Annotated in this window: 21 protein-coding genes and 1 tRNA gene; 21 read left to right on the top strand and 1 reads right to left on the bottom strand. The window is 62.3% G+C overall.

Going from position 1 to position 19,053, the window contains the following annotated elements; translation table 11 throughout:
• The first annotated feature begins 583 nt into the window (after window positions 1-583).
• The 21 genes from GF399_06325 to GF399_06225 all read left to right on the top strand — a co-directional run bounded on the left by GF399_06325 (window position 584) and on the right by GF399_06225 (window position 18,199).
• Window positions 584-659 (top strand) — tRNA-Arg (locus GF399_06325).
• A gap of 172 nt (window positions 660-831) precedes the next feature.
• Window positions 832-1,818 (top strand): hypothetical protein, encoded by a 987-nt coding sequence (locus GF399_06320; protein ID MBD3399930.1) that lies wholly within the window; start codon window positions 832-834, stop codon window positions 1,816-1,818.
• Window positions 1,819-1,906: 88 nt separating this feature from the next.
• Window positions 1,907-2,554 (top strand): heterodisulfide reductase subunit C, encoded by a 648-nt coding sequence (locus GF399_06315; GenBank protein MBD3399929.1) that lies wholly within the window; start codon window positions 1,907-1,909, stop codon window positions 2,552-2,554.
• Window positions 2,551-3,420, top strand: coding sequence for a heterodisulfide reductase subunit B (locus tag GF399_06310; protein MBD3399928.1), 870 nt, complete (start codon window positions 2,551-2,553; stop codon window positions 3,418-3,420). Before GF399_06315 ends, GF399_06310 begins: the two co-directional genes overlap by 4 nt.
• An 11-nt stretch (window positions 3,421-3,431) precedes the next feature.
• Window positions 3,432-3,818: a TonB family protein gene (locus tag GF399_06305; GenBank protein ID MBD3399927.1), complete on the top strand. Its 387-nt coding sequence runs from the start codon at window positions 3,432-3,434 to the stop codon at window positions 3,816-3,818.
• Window positions 3,819-3,890: 72 nt separating this feature from the next.
• Window positions 3,891-4,313 (top strand): TonB family protein, encoded by a 423-nt coding sequence (locus GF399_06300; protein ID MBD3399926.1) that lies wholly within the window; start codon window positions 3,891-3,893, stop codon window positions 4,311-4,313.
• Between the two features lie 428 nt (window positions 4,314-4,741).
• Complete coding sequence (locus GF399_06295) at window positions 4,742-5,080, top strand: DUF202 domain-containing protein (protein ID MBD3399925.1); 339 nt, start codon at window positions 4,742-4,744, stop codon at window positions 5,078-5,080.
• A 23-nt stretch (window positions 5,081-5,103) separates the two neighbouring features.
• The gene (locus GF399_06290; GenBank protein MBD3399924.1) at window positions 5,104-7,149 is read left to right on the top strand and encodes a 4Fe-4S dicluster domain-containing protein; all 2,046 of its coding nucleotides are present in this window, start codon (window positions 5,104-5,106) and stop codon (window positions 7,147-7,149) included.
• A gap of 20 nt (window positions 7,150-7,169) precedes the next feature.
• The gene (locus GF399_06285) at window positions 7,170-7,523 is read left to right on the top strand and encodes a hypothetical protein (GenBank protein ID MBD3399923.1); all 354 of its coding nucleotides are present in this window, start codon (window positions 7,170-7,172) and stop codon (window positions 7,521-7,523) included.
• Window positions 7,524-7,959: 436 nt separating this feature from the next.
• A complete protein-coding gene (locus GF399_06280) occupies window positions 7,960-8,322 on the top strand; it encodes a hydrogenase iron-sulfur subunit (GenBank protein MBD3399922.1) in 363 nt (120 codons plus the stop codon).
• 18 nt (window positions 8,323-8,340) lie between these two features.
• Window positions 8,341-9,456: a radical SAM protein gene (locus GF399_06275; protein ID MBD3399921.1), complete on the top strand. Its 1,116-nt coding sequence runs from the start codon at window positions 8,341-8,343 to the stop codon at window positions 9,454-9,456.
• Window positions 9,195-9,743 carry a hypothetical protein gene (locus GF399_06270; GenBank protein ID MBD3399920.1) on the top strand — a complete coding sequence of 183 codons (549 nt, stop codon included), beginning with the start codon at window positions 9,195-9,197 and terminating at the stop codon, window positions 9,741-9,743. The genes GF399_06275 and GF399_06270 overlap by 262 nt, the downstream gene beginning before the upstream one ends.
• Before the next feature lie 133 nt (window positions 9,744-9,876).
• Window positions 9,877-10,338 (top strand): hypothetical protein, encoded by a 462-nt coding sequence (locus GF399_06265; GenBank protein ID MBD3399919.1) that lies wholly within the window; start codon window positions 9,877-9,879, stop codon window positions 10,336-10,338.
• Window positions 10,335-11,285, top strand: a complete 951-nt coding sequence (locus GF399_06260; protein MBD3399918.1) for a Fe-S oxidoreductase — start codon at window positions 10,335-10,337, stop codon at window positions 11,283-11,285. The genes GF399_06265 and GF399_06260 overlap by 4 nt, the downstream gene beginning before the upstream one ends.
• 319 nt (window positions 11,286-11,604) lie before the next feature.
• Window positions 11,605-12,765 (top strand): hypothetical protein, encoded by a 1,161-nt coding sequence (locus GF399_06255; protein MBD3399917.1) that lies wholly within the window; start codon window positions 11,605-11,607, stop codon window positions 12,763-12,765.
• A complete protein-coding gene (locus tag GF399_06250) occupies window positions 12,762-13,544 on the top strand; it encodes a SagB/ThcOx family dehydrogenase (GenBank protein MBD3399916.1) in 783 nt (260 codons plus the stop codon). Before GF399_06255 ends, GF399_06250 begins: the two co-directional genes overlap by 4 nt.
• Before the next feature lie 23 nt (window positions 13,545-13,567).
• A complete protein-coding gene (locus tag GF399_06245; GenBank protein ID MBD3399915.1) occupies window positions 13,568-14,608 on the top strand; it encodes a heterodisulfide reductase subunit A in 1,041 nt (346 codons plus the stop codon).
• A 20-nt stretch (window positions 14,609-14,628) separates the two neighbouring features.
• On the top strand, window positions 14,629-15,726 hold the full coding sequence (locus tag GF399_06240) for a DUF262 domain-containing protein (GenBank protein ID MBD3399914.1): 1,098 nt from the start codon (window positions 14,629-14,631) through the stop codon (window positions 15,724-15,726).
• Window positions 15,727-15,734: 8 nt separating this feature from the next.
• On the top strand, window positions 15,735-16,415 hold the full coding sequence (locus tag GF399_06235) for a hypothetical protein (protein ID MBD3399913.1): 681 nt from the start codon (window positions 15,735-15,737) through the stop codon (window positions 16,413-16,415).
• Window positions 16,405-17,244 (top strand): heterodisulfide reductase subunit F, encoded by an 840-nt coding sequence (locus GF399_06230; protein ID MBD3399912.1) that lies wholly within the window; start codon window positions 16,405-16,407, stop codon window positions 17,242-17,244. Before GF399_06235 ends, GF399_06230 begins: the two co-directional genes overlap by 11 nt.
• Window positions 17,245-17,437: 193 nt before the next feature.
• A complete protein-coding gene (locus tag GF399_06225) occupies window positions 17,438-18,199 on the top strand; it encodes a hypothetical protein (protein ID MBD3399911.1) in 762 nt (253 codons plus the stop codon).
• Window positions 18,200-18,321: 122 nt separating this feature from the next.
• Here GF399_06225 and GF399_06220 read toward each other — a convergent pair whose 3' ends face one another.
• Complete coding sequence (locus GF399_06220) at window positions 18,322-18,987, bottom strand: cyclic nucleotide-binding domain-containing protein (GenBank protein ID MBD3399910.1); 666 nt, start codon at window positions 18,985-18,987, stop codon at window positions 18,322-18,324.
• Between the last annotated feature and the right edge of the window lie 66 nt (window positions 18,988-19,053).

Genomic DNA, 19,053 nt, shown 5'->3' with positions numbered 1-19,053 from the left:
CTTGACATGCCTGTCGGGATTACTCTTTAAGCCATCTGCCACATCGCCTCCTTTACTTGTGGCATGATAGCATCCTGGTAACTCTCGTGACTACAAGATTATCACGATATATGATGATCCATAAGCGTTAAGGTATCCCATGAAGAAATTGCGGCAGCTAAGGCGCCCGGTCGTGCTCGCTGAACAAAACAGCTAAGCGGCCCGCGTCCAACCGTCTTCAAGGAACGACCACTCCACCCGGCCGCCGCGCCGCGGGACCCCGCGCCCCCCGCGACGCAACCCGCCCAGAAGCGGTTTAGCCGCCGGAACCGGCACGGTTTTTTCGGAGGCGCACCGCCGCCGCCGTCCGCCGGGGCGCCGAGATGCAAAAACCGTGCCGGTTCCGGCGGGCGACCGGGCGAGCACCGCTGACCCGAAAGGGGGTCCCGCGGCGCTGATGAGCGGTAGGCGAGCGCATACGGTCTCCCGACACCGGAACCGGGAACACCACCGCGCTCTCATCCGTAAGCAGATATACGATCGCCACCCGTGATAACAGACGACAACGCCAAACGGCCTCATACCTTTTTTCGTTTCGTCCCGCGCGCCAGTAGCTCAGTGGATAGAGCAACGGTCTCCGGAACCGTAGGTCAGAGGTTCAATCCCTCTCTGGCGCGCCACCTCATCACCCTTGTCCGGAACAGGATCGAACCACTGCGGTCGGGGGCCTCAAGCGAAGCCGCCTAGCACTGATCGAATCCCCATACCCTCCCCCACCCCGCAGGAAATCCGCTCCGACCGTCGCCCGTCGTTTACCGGCGCCGGTTTTCCCGGCAACCGCGGGGTGCCGCCATGCCCATGCTGATCGTTCGGATAGCCGTTATCGCCCTGATGGGCGGTGTGGCCGGCTACTACTTCAACTACATCTCCCCGGACACCCCCTTCGCCTACCTGATCGGCGGCGCCCTCGGCGTGGGCGCGGCCGTCATTTTTGTCACCCTCGAGATCTGGCTCGGCTCGCGTTCCCGGCGCCACGTCATCGCCGGAGCCATCGGCCTGGTCCTCGGTCTGGGCATCGCCGCCCTGCTCTCGACCCTACTGATCGTTCCCACCAACCCCGTCACCCACGCCATCATCACCCTGGGTCTATCCATCGCCTTCGTCTACCTCGGCGTGGTCCTGGTGGTTCGCAAGCTGCCCGAACACTGGTTCGAGAGGGCGGACCTCGAGCTCGGCACGGGCGGCACGAGGAAAATCCTCGACACCTCCGTGATCATCGACGGCCGCATCAGTGACCTGACCAAGTCCGGCTTCCTCGAAGGCAGCCTCGTCGTGCCCAAGTTCGTCCTCAACGAGCTGCAGTTGATCGCCGATTCCTCGGACACGCTCAAGCGCAACCGCGGCCGTCGCGGCCTGGACATCCTCAACGAGATGCAACAGGAACTCGGCGACCGGGTGGTCATCGAGCCCCGCGACTTCCCCGAGCTCGACGAGGTAGATTCCAAGCTCGTCAAGCTGGCCATGACCACGGGCGGCAAGATCGTCACCAACGACTACAACCTCAATAAAGTCGCCGGTCTCCAGGGCGTCGAAGTCCTCAACATCAACGAGCTTTCCAACGCCATCAAGCCCGTCTACATCGCCGGCGAGCGGATGCGGGTCAAGCTGATCAAAGAGGGCACCGAACCCGGTCAGGCCGTCGGCTATCTCGACGACGGCACCATGGTCGTCGTCGACCGCGGCAAGGACCACATCAATAAAGAGGTCGCCGTCGTGGTGACCAGTGTGCTGCAGACCTCGGCCGGCCGGATGATCTTCACCAAGCTCGAACGCTCCTGAAAGTCGGCGCCGCCCGCTCCGGCGTAAAAAACTAGGAAAAACCCACCTTGACTGTGGGTATTTAATCTGCTAGGAAAGGTTGTATCTTATGGATCGGGCGCGGCCCGATCATGCAACGACGTCGCATTCCCTCCCGTTACGAAAGGCCCGCATGGAGCTGGACCTGGAAAACCTCGGCGCCCGGGATCCCCTGCGTCGCCGTGTCGAGGAGCTCTCCGGCGAGCACCTGGCCGATTGCTACCAGTGCGGCTGCTGCACCGCCGGCTGTCCGACGGCCTACCAGATGGAGCACGGTCCCCACCGGGTGATCCGGCTGCTACAGCTCGGCGCCGGCGAGGAGCTTCTCGAACTCGACACCCCCTGGATCTGCGCCAGTTGCGAAACCTGCGCCACCCGCTGCCCCAAGGGCGTCTCCATCGCCGAGGTGATGGACGCCCTGCGGCAGATCGCCCGGATGCGCGGCGTCAGCCCGCCCAATCCCAACGCCCGGGTCTTCAACGACCGCTTCCTGGGTACCATGCGCCGCCATGGCCGGGTCTTCGAACTCGAGGTCGGCCTGTTCTACAACCTCTCCTCGGGTAACTTCTTCAACCATATCGCCCAGTTCCCCGCCCTGGTCTTCAGCGGCAAGATGAAACCGATCCCCGACCGGGCGCCCAAGAAGGCCCGGAAGCGGATGCGGCGGATCATGGACCGCGTGGCCGAGCTGGAGCGCGGCGGGGAGGTCGACCAGTGAAACTGGCCTACTACCCCGGTTGCACCGGCGCCGGTACCAGCCGGGAGTTCGAGAAGTCGACCCGCCTGGTTCTCGAGCGCCTGGGCGTCGAGCTCGAGGAGGTTCCGGAGTGGATCTGCTGCGGCGCCTCGCCGGCCCACCAACACTCCAAGCTGCTGGCGGCCGCGCTCAACGTCTACAACATGGCCCGGGCCGCCGAGATCGGCGACCGCGTCTTCACCACCTGCGCCATGTGCTACAGCCAGTTGGCCCGGGTCAACCACCTGCGCAGTAGCGAGCCCGAGCTGTTCGCCCGGGCCGCCCGGGCCGCCGAGGTCGACTACGACGGCGACGTCCGCGTCGTCCATCTGCTGGAGGTCCTGGCCGAGTTCGGCGACGATAAGCTGCGCGAGCGGGTGACCAAACCCCTCGAGGGGCTCAAGGTCGCCTGCTACTACGGCTGTCTGCTGACCCGGCCGGCCGAGTACGCCCGCGCCGGCGGCGACACCGAGAACCCGCGCTCGATGGACGCCCTCGTCGCCGCCCTCGGCGCCGAGCCCGTCGATTGGACCCACCGCACCGAATGCTGCGGCGCCTCCTTCACCTTCAGCCGCGAGGACGTGGTCAACCGCCTGTCCGGCAAGGTGCTGCGCGCCGCCCGTCGCGCCGACGCCGACTGTATCGCCGTGGCCTGTCCGATGTGCCAGCTCAACCTCGACCTGCACCAGCGCGGCGCCGCCCGGGAGCTCGAGCTCGAGCAACGCTTCAAACTGCCCGTGGTCTTCGTCACCCAGCTCATCGGCCTGGCCTTCGGCTTCAGCGGCCGAGAACTGGAGCTCAACCGCCACTACACCAAGACCAAGCCCGTGCTGAAGAAACTGGGCTAGGGGAGGCCGCCATGGATGTCCGTATTGGCCAGGGTCTTATTTTTGTGCTAGTTATGGTTACGGCTGCCTCGGCCGGGGAGTGCCTCTCCGATCCCGGCGTGGACTTCAGCGGGCGGGAACAGCTCCTCAACGACCGGGAGCCCGAACTCGCCAACCTCCCCCCCGAACCCGGGTATCCGGCATCGGCGGAAGACGGCTGGACCGGACGCTGTCTCGTCGGCGTTTTCGTCGCCGCCAACGGCGAGGTCATGCAGGTGCGGATCATCGAGAGCTCGGGCAACGACGAAGCCGACACCGCCGCCCTCGAAGCCGCCCGGGAGACCGAATGGAAGCCCGCCGTCGAGGACAACGCCTTCGTCGGCAAGGAGGTCGAGCTGCCCTTCACCTTCAACCCCTGACGCGATCGCGACGCGCACCCGCGGGAAGGCATCGCCCTCATCCCTACCGAACCCTATCCAAGGGGGTGCGTCATGCGAAACGGGGCCGAGGGAAGTCAAGCCCTGTCGTTCATCCTGGCCCTGGTCCTGCTGACGGCGATCGGCGCCGCGGCCGACGAGGACGAACTCGTCCGCCCGGCGATTCCATCGCCGACGATGGCCGGGACGGTCAGCCAGGCCTCCGATCCGCAACCCATCGGGGGATTGCCCAACCCCACCTATCCTGAGGCCGCCAAAGCCGAAGGCTGGGCGGGCGCCTGCAAGGTCCAGCTCAAGATCTCCGCCGAGGGCGAGATCCTCGAGATCACCCTCTTCGAGAGCTCGGGCCGCGAAGACGCCGACGCCGCCGCCCTCGAGGCTGCGGCCGCCACGGAGTGGAAGCCGGGCACCGACAGCGCCGGCAAACCGATCACCCAGCACGTCACCGTGACCTTCACCTTCGACCCGGGCGACTAAGCGCTCCGGCGACCGACAAGCGACCAAGACCTCCGTCGAGACCCCTCGACGACAGGGGTCGGATTACGCCCGGAACGCCCCGCGGCGTACGACCCCGGCGGGAGCCCGCCGGTCAAATCCGGCCCCCACACCGTTCAGCAAGGCAACTGCCTACGGCTCAACAATCCGGATAATCGAGCGGTTGACGTTTGGACAGAGCACCCGTTTTCAGCTTGGTTAACAACGATTAACAACGATCTTCCGGATTCAAACAACAATTGACTGAGAAAACGCCAGTAGGTGTCCAGCAGAGCGCCCGCTCGCTGTTGGGTAAGCAAAACAACCGTCCGGTTCAAAGAACTAGTGACTTTAGAAAACGCCAGTAGGTGTCCAGAAGAGCGCCCGCTCGCTGTTGGGTAAGCACAACGGCCGTCCGGTTCAAAGAACTAGTGACTGAGAAAACGCCAGTAGGTGTCCAGAAGAGCGCCCGTCAGCGTAACCTGCTGGCGGTCCAGCGTACTCACCTGGCCGGGGAGCGGACCTTCCTGGCCTACCTGCGTACGGCATTGGCCTTCGCCGGCGTCGGACTGACCCTGCTCAAGTTCTTCGCCGACGAGGTTTTCTTCGTCGTGCTGGGTTGGGTTTTCATCCCGGTGGGTCTTTTGCTGGCGGTTGTCGGCTTCCAGCGCAACCGCAAGGCCCATGAGATAAGCAAGGCGCTCTGCGAGCAGGATCCGGTCGAGTCCCGCGAGCTCCTGGGTTTCACCGACGACACCGAGGACGAGTAACCGCTAATCGGGAGAGCGACTCCATGTCCAAACGCATCGGCGTCTTCGTCTGCCACTGCGGCAAGAACATCGGCGACACCGTGAACTGCCCCGCCGTGGCCGAGGCGATGCGCTACCTGCCCGGCGTGGTCTACGCCGAAGACTACAAGTTCGTCTGCTCGGCCCCGGGCCAACAGCGGATCGCCGACGCCATCGCCGAGCACGAACTCGACGGCGTCGTCGTGGCGGCCTGCAGCCCGCACATGCACGAAAAGACCTTCCGGGCCACCGCCGAGGCCGCCGGCCTCAACCCCTACATGCTCGAGGTGGCCAACATCCGCGAGCACTGCTCCTGGGTCCACCACGACCAGGCCCTGGGCACACCCAAGGCCGTCGAGCTGGTACGGATGATGGTGGAGAAGACCAGACGCGACGAGCCCCTGGAACGCATCCGCGTCCCGGTGACCAAGCGGGCCCTGGTGCTGGGCGGGGGCATCGCCGGTATCCAGGCGGCCCTGGACATCGCCGCGGCCGACCGTGAGGTCGTGCTGGTCGAGCGCAGTCCCTCGATCGGCGGCCATATGTCCCAGCTCTCCGAGACCTTCCCCACCCTGGACTGCTCCCAATGCATCCTGACGCCGCGGATGGTCGAGGCGGCCAAGCACCCGCGGATCACCCTGCTCTCCTGGGCCGAGCTGGAGAAACTCGAGGGCTACGTCGGCAACTTCACCGCCACGGTGCGCCAGAAAGCCCGTTACGTCGACGCCGACAAGTGCACGGGCTGCGGCGCCTGCCAGGAAAAGTGCCCGGGACGGATGCCCAACCCCTTCGAGGCCGGGCTGGGTGAGTTCGCGGGTAAGTGGCGCGACGCCGGCGAGGTTACCAGGGGCGCCGTCACCAAGGCCGTCAACAGCCCCTTCCCCCAGGCCGTCCCCAACGTACCCGTCCTGCACCCCGAATACTGCCTCAAGTTCCAGAAGGGCACCTGCGGCGTCTGCGCCAAGATCTGCCCCACCGGGGCGATCGATTACGAGCAAACCGACGAACTGCTGGAGTTCGAGGTCGGCGCCGTCGTCGTCGCCACGGGCTACGACCTCTACAGCATCGGACAACAGCCCGAAAACTCCCCCTACACCGGCTACGGCGAGTACGGCTACGGCGTCGATCCGGACATCATCGACTCCCTGCAGTTCGAGCGCCTGGTCTCGGCCTCGGGACCGACGACGGGGCAGCTCAAGCGGCCCTCCGACGGTCGGACGCCGAAGACGATCGCCTTCCTGCAGTGCATCGGCAGCCGCTGTCCGGAGAAGGGGATCGAGTTCTGCAGCAAGATCTGCTGCATGTACAGCGCCAAGCACACCATGCTCTACAAACACGCCGTCCCCGAAGGCCAGGCCGTCGTCTTCTACATGGACGTCCGCGCCGGGGGCAAGCGCTACGACGAGTTCACCCGTCGGGCCGTCGAGGAAGACGGCGCCCTCTACCTCCGCGGTCGGGTCAGCCGGCTCTATCGCGAGGACGACAAGCTGATCCTGCTGGGCGCCGATACCCTCTCCGGCGAGCAGGTCCAGACCGCCGTCGACCTGGTCGTCGTCGCCCCCGCCGTCCTGCCCCAGGCCGACAGCCGGGAGCTGGCCCAGAAGCTCGGCGTGAGCTACGATCGCTACGGTTTCTACGTCGAGGCCCACCCCAAGCTGCGCCCCGTGGAAACCTCGACCGCCGGCATCCACCTCGCCGGGGCCTGCCAGGGGCCGATGGACATCCCCGAAGCCGTCGCCCAGGGCTCCGCCGCCGCCAGCAAGGTCCTGGGGCTGTTCGCCTTCGACGAGCTGGAGCGCGAACCCGTCGTCGCCCGGATCAACGAGACCTCCTGCATCGGCTGCTGGGACTGCCTGCGGGCCTGTCCCTACGACGCCATCAGCGAAAAGGACATCAACAACCGCGCCGGCGCCGTCCTGCGCCGGGTGGCCGAGGTCAACCCCGGACTGTGCCAGGGCTGCGGCCTGTGCAGCGCCGTCTGTCGCTCCAACAGCGCCCAACTGGCCGGCTTCAACGACAAGCAGCTCTACGCCGAACTCCAGGCGCTCTGAGGCCCAACCGGAGGTAACCCATGCAAAAACCTCTCACCTGTTGCGTGCTTCTCGGCGTTACCCTGACCGTAGGCTGCGCCGGTGACGACGCCGACGGGCTCGACGATGCCGCGGCGCTGATCGAGGAGCTCGAAGCCGCCGTCGCCCAGGTCGACGACCGCCCCCTCGAACAGATCGAAGTCGGCCGCCTCGAGGAGATCGACGCTGAACTCGGCGCCACGCCGGAACTCGACGACAAGTACGAACGGGCCAAGGCCCTCGTCGATCAAGTCAAGGCGGCCGAGGGCGAGGAATCACACTCCGACGCCGTCAACCGAGCCTACGGGCTGGGGATGAAGCTGGCCCTGCTGGAGCCGATCTTCAGCACAAAATAACCCGATGACTCCGACAGGTACCGCCGCCCCGCCCGAGAGCCTGGATAGCAGCCTCCGACAGCCCGCGAGGCCGTCGAAAACCAACAGCGCCGGAACTGGCACGGTTTTTGCGGAGGCGCAACGTTGTCGCCGCTCCAACGGGCGCCGAGATGCAAAAACCGTGCCAGTTCCGGCGCCGCGGCGGCCGACGGTTGCGAGCGGTTGTTTTCCAGGCTCTCGGGCCAGAGGGCCAGCGGCTCGCGGCGGGGCTTGATTACCAGCAGCGGCCGGTACTTACGCTCGTCCATGTAGAACGTCGGATTAACGAACCCCACCGGCGAGGGACCAAGTGAACGCAGAGACGAAGCAAGAGTCAATCGACCAGCAGGGAACCGATCCCGGCGTCTGGCAGCCGCGGATCGTGGCCGTGGTTTGCAACTGGTGCACCTATCTGGGGATGGACCTGGCGGGCACCAGTCGGCTGGAGTACGAGCCCGAGGTCCGGGTTATCAAGGTTCCGTGCACGGGTCGCGTAGATCCGCTGATGGTGGTCAAGGCTTATGAGAACGGGGCCGACGCGGTGCTGGTCTCGGGCTGCCACCCGGGCGACTGCCACTACACCAGCGGCAACTACCACGCCCGGCGGCGCTGGACGGTGCTGCGCGAGCTGCTGGACCTCCTGGGCCTGGACCTGCGGCGGCTGCACTTCAGTTGGGTCTCGGCGGCGGAGGGGGTCAAGTGGGTCGAGCTGATCGACGACATAACCGAGAAGACGCGGAAACTGGGTCCGTACAGTGAGTATCAATCCTTGGGCCGCTAGAGCCTTGACGAGGAGCCGATGAGCGACATCGACGCCCGACCGGTCTATTCACGCCTCTTCGACAAAGAGATCACCGGCGTCTTCACCGAGGCCCTGCGACGGGCGGGGAACAAGACGCGGATGGGCCTGTTCCTGGCCCGCACCCTGGGCCATCAGCGCCGGGCGGTCGAGCGCCGGGTCCACTGGGAGTCCGCCGGCGTCCACGTGCCGCCGTTGATCATCTGCAGCGTGACCAACCGTTGCAATCTGCGCTGTCCGGGATGCTACGCCGCGGCGCACCAGCGTCCCGGGCTTCCCGATCTGAGTATTGAGCGCTTGAGGAGCATCTTCCGCGAGGCGGCGGAGCTGGGCGTTTCAGTAATCTTCCTCGCCGGGGGCGAGCCCTTCCTGCGGGAGGGGGTTTTCGAGGCCGCCGGTGAACGGCCCGAGATCATCTTCCCCGTCTTCACCAACGGCTCGCTGCTCGACGACGGCTGGATCGAGCGTCTGGCGCGGCGGCGCAACATCATCCCCGCCCTCTCCCTCGAGGGTTTATGCGAGAAGACGGACGCCCGCCGCGGCGACGGAACCTACACCCGCACCCTGGAGCTGGTCAGGCGCCTGGCCGCCGCCGACGTCTTCTGCGCCGTTTCCCTGACTCTGACCCGGGACAACTTCGCCGAATGTACCGGCGACGCCTTCGCCGCCGAGCTGACTGAGGCCGGCTGCCGGCTGTTCTTCTACGTCGAGTACGTCCCGGTCAAGGCCGGCACGGAGGATCAGGTGCTGGGCGCTGAGCTGCGGACGCGGATGATCACGCGGCTGGCCGAGCTGCAGCGCGAGCACAAGGCGCTGTTCATCGCCTTCCCCGGCGACGAGGAACCCTATGAAGGCTGCTTGTCGGCGGGGCGGGGCTTCCTGCACATCGGCCCCGACGGCGGGCTGGAACCCTGTCCCTTCGCACCCTACTCCGACGTCGACCTGGGGAAGACGAGCCTGCGCGAGGCGCTGAAGTCCGAGTTCCTGGAGAAGGTCCGTACCGCCCACGACCGGATGACCGAGTCCGAGGGCGGCTGCGCCCTCTGGACCCACCGCGACTGGGTCCAGTCGTTGCTGCGGCCCGAGGTCGACGAAACCGAACGGGAGAGCGCGTGACGGCCCGCGTCGTCGTCGTCCACGGCGGACCGCGCCGCGGCGTCACCTGGGACCTGGTCCGGCATCTCGAGGAGCGCATGAACGAGCTGGGAGCGGTGGAGTTCGACTACCTGCACCTGGCCGATCACGACCTGCGCAGCTGTCGGGGCTGCTTCACCTGCTTCGTCCGTGGCGAGGAGCACTACCCGCTGGACGACGAACGCTCGGCGCTCGAGGAGCGTCTGCACGCGGCCGACGGCGTGGTCTTCGCCACTCCGAACTATGCCGGCGGGAGGCGGCGGGGCTGAAAACCTTCCTCGAACGCACGGCATTTCGCATGCACCGGCCGCGTTACTTCGAGCAATTCGCCGTCTTCGTGGTCACCTCGGGCGGGCCGGCGGGGATTAAACCACTCTGGCGGGGCTCGAATCCTTCACCGCGATGGGTTATCGCAAGACGGCCGTCCTGGCCCGGCCGCTGATCCATCCCGCCGCCCGCGACCTGCTGGAGGCGGCCGCGGATCGTCGCCGGACCTCCCGGGCCGTCGATAAGGCGGCGCGACGCTTCCTGCGGGCCCTGACGGAAAAACCGCCGCGGCGCGACGGCCTGGGCGACCTGATCCATTTCGCCGCCCTGAAGGGCACCCTGGTTTACGGCCGCAGCTACTTCGCCGCCGATTACCGCCACTACACCGAGCGCGGCTGGCTGAAACCCGGCATCGACTACTTCTGTCCGGGGCGCCTTGGACCGGGAAAGCGCCTGCTGGGACGCCTGTTCTACCGGCTGATCCGCCGCCTGACCCGCAGCGCCGTGATCGATAACGGTCACGATCACGCCGAGATCCTCCGCCTGGAAGCCGGGGAATACCCGTCGACCCACCGCAGACCGTCACGAGACGCATGAGCTTCATCTACGCCAGACCCAGCCTCTTCGGACGCCTGCGCCGCAAGGTGCGCCGGCTGCTCAAGGGGCGGCGCAAGGGGACAAAAGTGGAGAAGGAACTGCAACAAACGGCCCGCCGGCTGCTGGAAACCGGCGAGGCCGACGTCGTCATCGGCTACACCCTGACCCGGGACGGCACGGGCCGTCGCCCCGTCTTCGTCGACGAGCCCCACCGGGTCGAGGACCTCGTCTTCGACGAGCTCTGCCACCAGAACCTGACGACCTACCTGACCAAGCGCTACAAGCTGCTGCCTGCCCGCTGGAACCGTCCCGCATTGGTGGTCAAGGGCTGCGACGCCAAGGCCGCCGTCGGCCTGCTCCAGGAAGCCCAGCTCGACCGCGAAGGGGTGACCCTCGTCGGGGTGGCCTGCGAGGGCGTCGAACAAAACGGCGAGCGACCCCACAAGTGCGAGATCTGCGACGTCCACCTGCCGCGCCGCGTCGACATCGTCGTCGGCTCCACCGCGGAGCAAGAACCGGCGCGGGAGTATCGGGCCGGAGAAGAGGTCGCCCGGCTGAAGGAAAAAAGCCGCGAGGAGCGCTTCGCCTTCTGGCGCGAGCAGTTCGCCAAGTGCATCCGCTGCTACGCCTGCCGCTCGGTCTGTCCCTTGTGCTCCTGCGAGCGCTGCATCGCCGACGCCAACCAGCCCCAGTGGGTGCCCTCCAGTGCCCACGAGGTCGGCAACTGGAGCTGGAACATCGTCCGGGCCTTCCACCTGGCCGGACGCTGCATCGGCTGCGGCGAATGCGCCCGGGCCTGCCCCGTCGACATCCCCCTAGACCTGCTCAACCAGCACCTGCGCCAGGTGGTCAGCGAGCGCTTCGACTACGTCGCCGGCCTGGATCCCGAGGCCGTCCCGCCGCTGGTCACCTACCGCGAAGAGGACGCCGAGGAGTTCATCCGCTGACGAAGCGGGAGACCTTTGACGACGACCTTCCGTCAGGGGGCGGTCCACTGGATCCCGCGCCGCCGGAACCGGCACGGTTTTTGCGGAGGCGGATCGTCGCCGCCGTCCGCACCGCCGCCGAGCTGCAAAAACCGTGCCGGTTCCGGCTCGCCGATGACCGTTCGACGCCGGTGAACCGTAGTCAAAGGTCTCCCGCGGCGGGTCCGGTAACTCAACGAAGCCTTCAAAGCCTGACCGCCGTGCGCTATGCTCGTCTCGGAGGCGATGGCGTGGCGTCGGAGTATTCACACGAGCGACAATACGAAACAGGGGGTTTGGGATGGGGGATGTTTACAGTTGCCCGAACTGCGGACACGAGGTTGATCTCGACGAAGCGCATTGTCCCAACTGCGGGCATAATTTCGAGGATTCGTATTCGACCTCTGCGGATATCGGCCGGGTTTCGACCTCGCGGCGTCGCAGGGCGTCTTCGGGACAGAGCGGCGGCTGCCGCTCGGGGATCCTCAAGGCCGTCGTCTGGCTGGTGATCATCGCCGCGGCCGTTCTGGGGCTGGTCGAGGTGCTGAACATCCCCTTCGCCGACGGCGAGGAGCCCTGCTGGTCGCCCGACGGCCATTACCTGGCCTTCGTCCGCGAGGGCGAGATCTACATCGTCGACCGCGAGGGTGACAACGAGCGCTTCCTGACCGCGGGCCGCTTTCCCGACTGGTCGCCCGACGGCGGGCGGATCGCCTTCCACGACAGCGTCGACGGGGACAATGAGATCTTCGTCATCAACGTCGACGGCTCCGAGCGGCGCAAGCTGACCGATAACGAGCAGCACGACGAGTTTCCGCGCTGGATGGGCGACGGCGGGCACATCGTCTACGCCCACATGCCGCTGAGCGACAAGGAGATCCACTGGGTCGACGTCGACACGGGCGCCACCGAGCACCTCTCCTACGGCACCCCGCCCCTGGACGTCTCCCCCGACGGCAGAATGCTGGCCTACAACAAGGACGGCGTACTGGTGATCGAGCTGCTGTACAGCGAGTACGGACCAAACGCGATTTCAGCCTTTGACCGTGAACGGCGGGGAATACCCGAGCCGGACTGGCCGCTCAACACCGACAACGAGTGGGAGCTGCGCCGACGCTTCGACTTCCCCGGCCGCAGTTGGCCGCGCTGGGCCGAGGACAGCGACACTCTGGTCTACGTCCGCTCCGGCAAGGTCTACGTCGCCGACGGCTTCGAGGCCCACGGCCTGGACTTCTTCGACGATCCCATCGGCAGCCTGGAGAACGTCGAAATGGGCGGCCAGCCCTTCCTGGAAAAAAACGGCGAGACGGTGACCCTGGTCTCCTCGAGCTTCCTCGGTTTCTTCTCCGGTGTCTACCGCATCGAGGAGGACGACTACGAGTACAACACCTCGGGCTACGACTGGGGCGGCGAGGACGAGCCCGTCGACCTCAACGTCAATTACGACGGGGGTGGCCGATGAAGCAGGACGAGGAGCTGAAGCGGGAGATCGCCCGGGGCAGGGAGTTCCTCAAGGCCCACGACTGGCGTCGCTGGGAGGGGCTGCAGACCGATCAGCAGCGCGAGGTTCCGCTCCCGCCGTTCCAGAAGCCAATTCCCGCCGATGTCGATCCCGCGAACCTGCTCGAGCTGCCGGCGCCCGAGGAGCTCGAGCCGGGCTCGATGCCGCTGCGCGAGGCCGTCGAGAATCGACGCAGCCGGCGGCGGTTCAGTGACGCGGCCCTGACCCTCGAAGAACTGTCCTTCCTGCTCTGGGCCACCCAGGGCCTGCGCCGGGTGGTCAACGGCTGGAGCTTCCGCACCGTTCCCTCGGCCGGTTCGCGCCATCCTTGCGAAACCTACCTGCTGATCGAACGGGTCGAGGGGCTGACCAAGGGGCTCTATCGCTTCCTGCCGGCGGGCCACCGCCTGCTGCGGGTCAAGGAGGGGCCGGGGTTGCGACGGCGCGCCGTGTTGGCCCTGGTCGGCCAGGATTTCAACCCCGCGGCGACCTTCTTCTGGACCGCCGTCCCCTACCGGATGGAGTGGCGCTACGCGGCGGCCTCGGCCAAGATCATCGCCCTGGACGCCGGCCACGTCTGCCAGAATCTCTACCTGGCCTGCGAGGCCCTGGGCTGCGGCACCTGCGCCGTCGGGGCCTACGACCAGGCCCGGGCCGACGAACTCCTCGGCGTCGACGGCGAGGACGAATTCACCGTCTACGCCGCCCCCGTCGGCCGCCCGCTCGGGGAAGGCGACTAACAACGAAACGAACGGACAAGCCAATGATCGAACGCAAGCTCAGCAACCTCCGGGACCTGGTCGAGGCCCTGTTCGCCGCCGGTGTCCGCGTCGTCGGCCCGCGCAGCAAGGGCGCCCACGTCGTCTACGACGTGCTCGAGGACCCCGCTGACTACACCGCCGATTACATCAGCCCGGCCAACTCGCCCAAGGAGTTCCTCTTCCCGCGCAGCGAGCCGATCCTGGACTTCCGCTACGACGCCGCGAACACCGCGCTGGACGACCCCCTGGAGACCACGTACCCGGAGACGGTCATCCTCGGCGTGCGACCCTGCGACGCCCGGGGCCTGGCTTCGCTGACCGCCGTCTTCAGCGGCGAGTACCGCGACGAGTTCTACCTGCGCCGCCGCGCCGCCACGACCATCGTGGCCGTCAGTTGCCTGGAGTCCGACGCCGACTGTTTCTGCAGCGCCGCCGGTGGCGGGCCCGACGATCCCGCCGGGTCCGACCTGCTGCTGACGCCGTTGAAGAAGGGCCTCTACGCCGAGGCGGTTACCGACAAGGGCGCGGCGCTGCTTAAGCGGTTCGAGAACCTGTTCGCCGATGCGCCGGACCGCGCCGTGCGCGACCGCGCCACGGCCCACGTCCACCAGACCCTGCGCGCCGACCTCGACGGCCTGGCCGAACGGGCCCGGCAGCGCCTGGCCGATCCGGCCGCCTACGACGATCCCCGCTGGAGCGAGATCGCCTACCGCTGCCTGTCCTGCGGCGCCTGCACCTTCGCCTGCCCCACCTGCCACTGCTACGACATCGTCGACGAGGGCAAGCTCGGCTCCGGCCGGCGCAAGAAGAACTGGGACGCCTGCCAGTTCGATCACTACACCGCCCACGCCTCGGGCCATAACCCCCGACCGCGACAGCCCTTCCGCTGGCGCAACCGTTTCTTCTGCAAGTTCCGCCTGTACCCCGAACGCTGGGACGTCGCGGGCTGCGTGGGCTGCGGTCGCTGCATCCGCGTCTGCCCCGTGGGCCTTGACATCACCGAGGTTTTACCTTACACTTTGATAAAAGTTGTTTCAAGTTAAGCATTAAGAAGGGTGAAAACATGACAAACGCACCGAAAACTCTAAATGCAGTAATTGAAACATCTGTAAAAGTAAACTTAAGGCAAGTTGATTATTCTTTTAACGAAATGGCAGATATGTATAATGAAGCTGAACTCATAGTTAATCCAGAATTTCAAAGACTGTTTCGCTGGGATAAAGAAAAACAATCAAGATTTATAGAATCATTATTATTAGATATGCCATTGCCGCCTATATTTGTTATTGAAACAGAAGATTATAAATACGAGTTAATCGATGGTCTTCAAAGGATTTCTACGTTTTTACACTTTCGCTTTTACAACCCAAAAACGAGAAATCAAGATGATACGCTTAGATTAGAAGGATGTGATATAGTAACAGAATTAAATGGTAAAACGTATAGCGACCTACCAGCTGCATTACAGACGAGATTAAAGCGCAGACCTATACGTGTTCAGGTAATTAGAAAAGAAAGTGATAATACTTTAAAGTATCATATGTTCAAGCGTTTAAATACTGGAGGTGAAATACTCAGCGAGCAGGAGGTAAGAAATGCAACAATCAGACTATTAAATGATACATTTATTAATTTTATAAAATCATTAACAGATAATGATGATTTCAATACATGTGTTTCTATCGTATCTGACAATAAGAAAGAAAAAAAATACATAGACGAATTAGTGTTAAGATATTATGCATTTAAAAACTATCGAGATAATTATACTCATGCTATGGACCCATTTTTAACAAATTATCTTGAGTATGTTTCAGATCCATCTATAGAAGCAGCTTTTAATTATGAAGAAGAAGAAGATAATTTTAAGAGAACTTTTTATCTATTGAATGAACTTGCTGGTAAATATGCCTTTGCAGCTTATGAGGGCACAATTCTAACAAGACGTTTTAGATCCTTACAGTACGATTCAATATGCATAGGCATACAAAACCATCTTGATTATATTGAAAATAATATTACAAAAGCAAACGAGATATATAATAATATGAAAAAGGATGAAGAGTTTATAGAATTAACGACCGGGGGAGGATTAAACTATTTAGAACATCTTAAAAGACGTATTCAGTACGTTAATAAATACTTTATTGAAAATAAATAGGAGCACACATGTATCACGTAGATGCATATGAAGAGCTAGAAAATGAACATTTAAGAAGATTTGAAGAGTACACAAAAATAAAAAACATATTATATAAAGATAATACACACATCGAATATGTAAATAAATATTTGATCGTTATTCTTCAGGCATTTGTCGAGGGGTATGTAAAAATTGCATTTGAAATATATATAAAATATGTTAATCTAAACAGAATTAATGTGAATTGCATAAATAGATATTTATTAACACTTACATTATCAAAAGAACTAACAACGCTCTGTGATACAAACAAAAAAAGTAAGTTGTTCAAACGTAAGCTTCCTGAAGATAAAAAATTACATTTATTAGCAAGACAGTATAATTTCATAAATGAATATGAAAATATACAGAATCATACAGTTGAAATTAGAAGTGAAGATGTTACAGGTTTTAATTTGTTATTTCCTAATTCTATAAAGCGAGCTCTTTTTTTATTAGGTCTTGACTATGATTGGATCGATGAATACAAATGTATACTCTACAAGATTATCAATAAGAGAAATGATATTGCTCATGAAATGATGGGTGATGAAGTCGAAGCTAATGAATACAATGATTTAGAGTCTAATATTTTTAAAATAATGGAAGAAATTAAGCTATTAATATATCTTTCCCTTAAAAACGAAAGATATATTGATGATTCCTGACAACATCTACCGTCCCCGGCTGGCCGAGATCACCTCGATCACACCGGAGACGCCGGACATCCAGACCTACCGGCTGCGCTTCGTCGAAGATGACTACCGGGAGTCCTTCAGCTTCCAGACCGGGCAGTTCGGCCTCTACTCCAGCTTCGGCGAGGGCGAAAGCACCTTTTGCATCGCCAGCTCGCCCACCCGCACGGGCTACATCGAGTGCACCTTCCGCGAGGTCGGCCGGGTCACCGGCGGCCTGGCCCGTTCCAACGTCGGCGACGTCGTCGGCTTCCGCGGGCCCTACGGCAACCGCTTCCCCGTCGACGAGATGCGGGGCGGCGACGTGCAGCTCGTCGGCGGCGGCATCGGCCTGGCTCCCCTGCGCAGCTTGATCTGGTACCTGCTCGACAACCGTGACGACTACGGCGCCCTGAGCATCGTCTACGGCGCCCGCTCCACCGCCGACCTGGTCTACAAGCGCGAGCTGAAGGAATGGGCCGCCCGCGGCGACGTCGACGTCGCCCTGACCGTCGATCCCGGCGGCGAGACACCGGACTGGGAGGGCGAGATCGGCTTCGTCCCCACGGTGCTGGAGAACCATCTGCTCGAGGGCGACAACACCTGGCTGGTCACCTGCGGACCGCCGATCATGATCAAGTTCGTCTTCCAGGCCCTGACCGAGGCCGGCTACGACCCCAACCGCGTCGTCACCACCCTCGAGAACCGGATGAAGTGCGGCCTGGGCAAGTGCGGGCGCTGCAACGTCGGCGAACGCTTCGTCTGCCTGGACGGCCCCGTCTTCACCCAGGCCGAGGTCGAGGCCCTGCCCGCGGATCTTTAAAAACCCCCCGCCGCCCCGATTACGCTTAACGGCCCCGCCCCGGGGCCGTTTGCTTATCCCGTACTGGCTCCCAGCCTCGGACAAAGAAAAATAACAAATGCCGACGATGGTCTGTTGCCTCGCTGTCCACGGGTATGGGAGAATGCCAATCGGTCACTCGATGTTCCGGCTGAGAAAAGACAGGAGGGGGATCATGGGCGACAGTCCGCTGTGCAAAGCAATGAAGCAACTGGGGTTCTCGCTGGTCAAGCAGCCCCGGAGGATCGAGCTGCTCCGTCTGCTCGAAAGGGACGGCGATGCGCTCTTCGAGCTGCACGATCTACCGGATATCTCACCGGATATCGGGGTCTGCGATCTGGCGCCCGATGGGCTGGACAATATCTCCGATCTATTCGCTGGGAAGCGGAGCAAACGTTTTGGTGGTGAAGCGGCCGTTGCGGCCTTCGAAAACCGGCTCATGAGTCTGGGGGTCATGAACCCGACAATCAAAGCGGAAGCATCGAAGGTTAAGAGTGTTGAATTCTACTTCACCAATGTCCAACGCCAAGCGGTCCTCCCGGGCAAGGTCAAGGCTTGCCTACACCGTGTCAACTTCGAATCATGGTTCATCGACGACTACTTGAACACGAAGCTGTACTTGATCACGGCGGTACTCCAGTCCAACGGCTTCGCCATCGCCACCGCGGAGAGCTCCACTCTCGATCTCGATGTCTTCGGCTGTGCCGGGTTGCACGCCGAAAGCAGCGCCGCAGGCCTATACACCTTCTCCAACCCAAAACAGTGGAAGGTCTTCGCCGTTCAGGCCCACCCCGCGGTGCTGCGCAAGGACAACGGTCACAGAATGGAGCTACAGCTGAGTGATGCCGTCCCGGGTGAGGTAAAAGCCCTTGGACCACCTATCGTCGGAGAAGTGGAGCTGCCCTTCGAGGTCGAGATCCGACCCAAGGGCGAGTAGTCGAGACAGCGTGCCGGATGAAAACGGCGCCCACTGGGGCGCCGTTGTTTCCACTTCGCATTCGGGCAGGTTAGAAAAACCGTTCCATTCTGGAAGTCGGTTCGACTCATACGGTGGGGCGTTTATTCGTTCTTTTCGTGGAAGATATAGTGCCGCTTGCGGTCGATGCTCAGCAGGTCGCGGTTCTTGAGTTCGTTGACGAAACGGCAGACCGTTTCCCGGCTGCAACCGGCCATGTCGGCCAGCTCCTGATGGGTCAGCTGGATGGTCAGCTTCGTCCCCGCGGGATGGGGCACGCCGTAGTAGTCGCGCAGGCGGATGAACAGGGACTCGATCTTCTCCCGGCTGGTCTTGAAGGTCAGGTCCTCGATCTGAGAATCGGCGTCGCGCAGCCTTTGTGACAAGACCTTGATGATCTTGATCGCCAGGCTGGGCATCTGCTCCAGCAAGGGGATGAAGTCGTCCTTGTGCAGGGTCAGGCTGGAGACGTCGGACATGGCCTCGACGGTGGCGCTGCGGGGCATGCGGTCGAGGACGGCCAGCTCGCCGAAGAAACTGCCGTTGGAGAGGATATCGAGAATCTTCTCCCGTCCGTCCAAGCTGCGGCGGGTGACCTTGACCTGACCGATCTCGATGACGAAGAACTCGTCGCCCTTCTCCCCTTCGGTGATGATGATATCGCCCTTGTTGAAGCGTTTGCGTTTCAACAGATAGTAGATCCGATCGATTTCACCTTCGTCGAGGGCGGAAAACAGCGGGATTTGTTTAAGGTCGAATTCGGTATTCATCGTACCGCCTTGTCACGGGTGACATCTGTTCAGTCAGAGGTGGCCACAGCTGGTTCATCTTGATTC

Source organism: Candidatus Coatesbacteria bacterium (genome assembly GCA_014728225.1).
GTDB lineage: Bacteria > RBG-13-66-14 > RBG-13-66-14 > RBG-13-66-14 > RBG-13-66-14 > WJLX01.
Note: the sequence above shows the minus strand (reverse complement) of the source record. Positions and strands in the feature narration are given on the sequence as shown.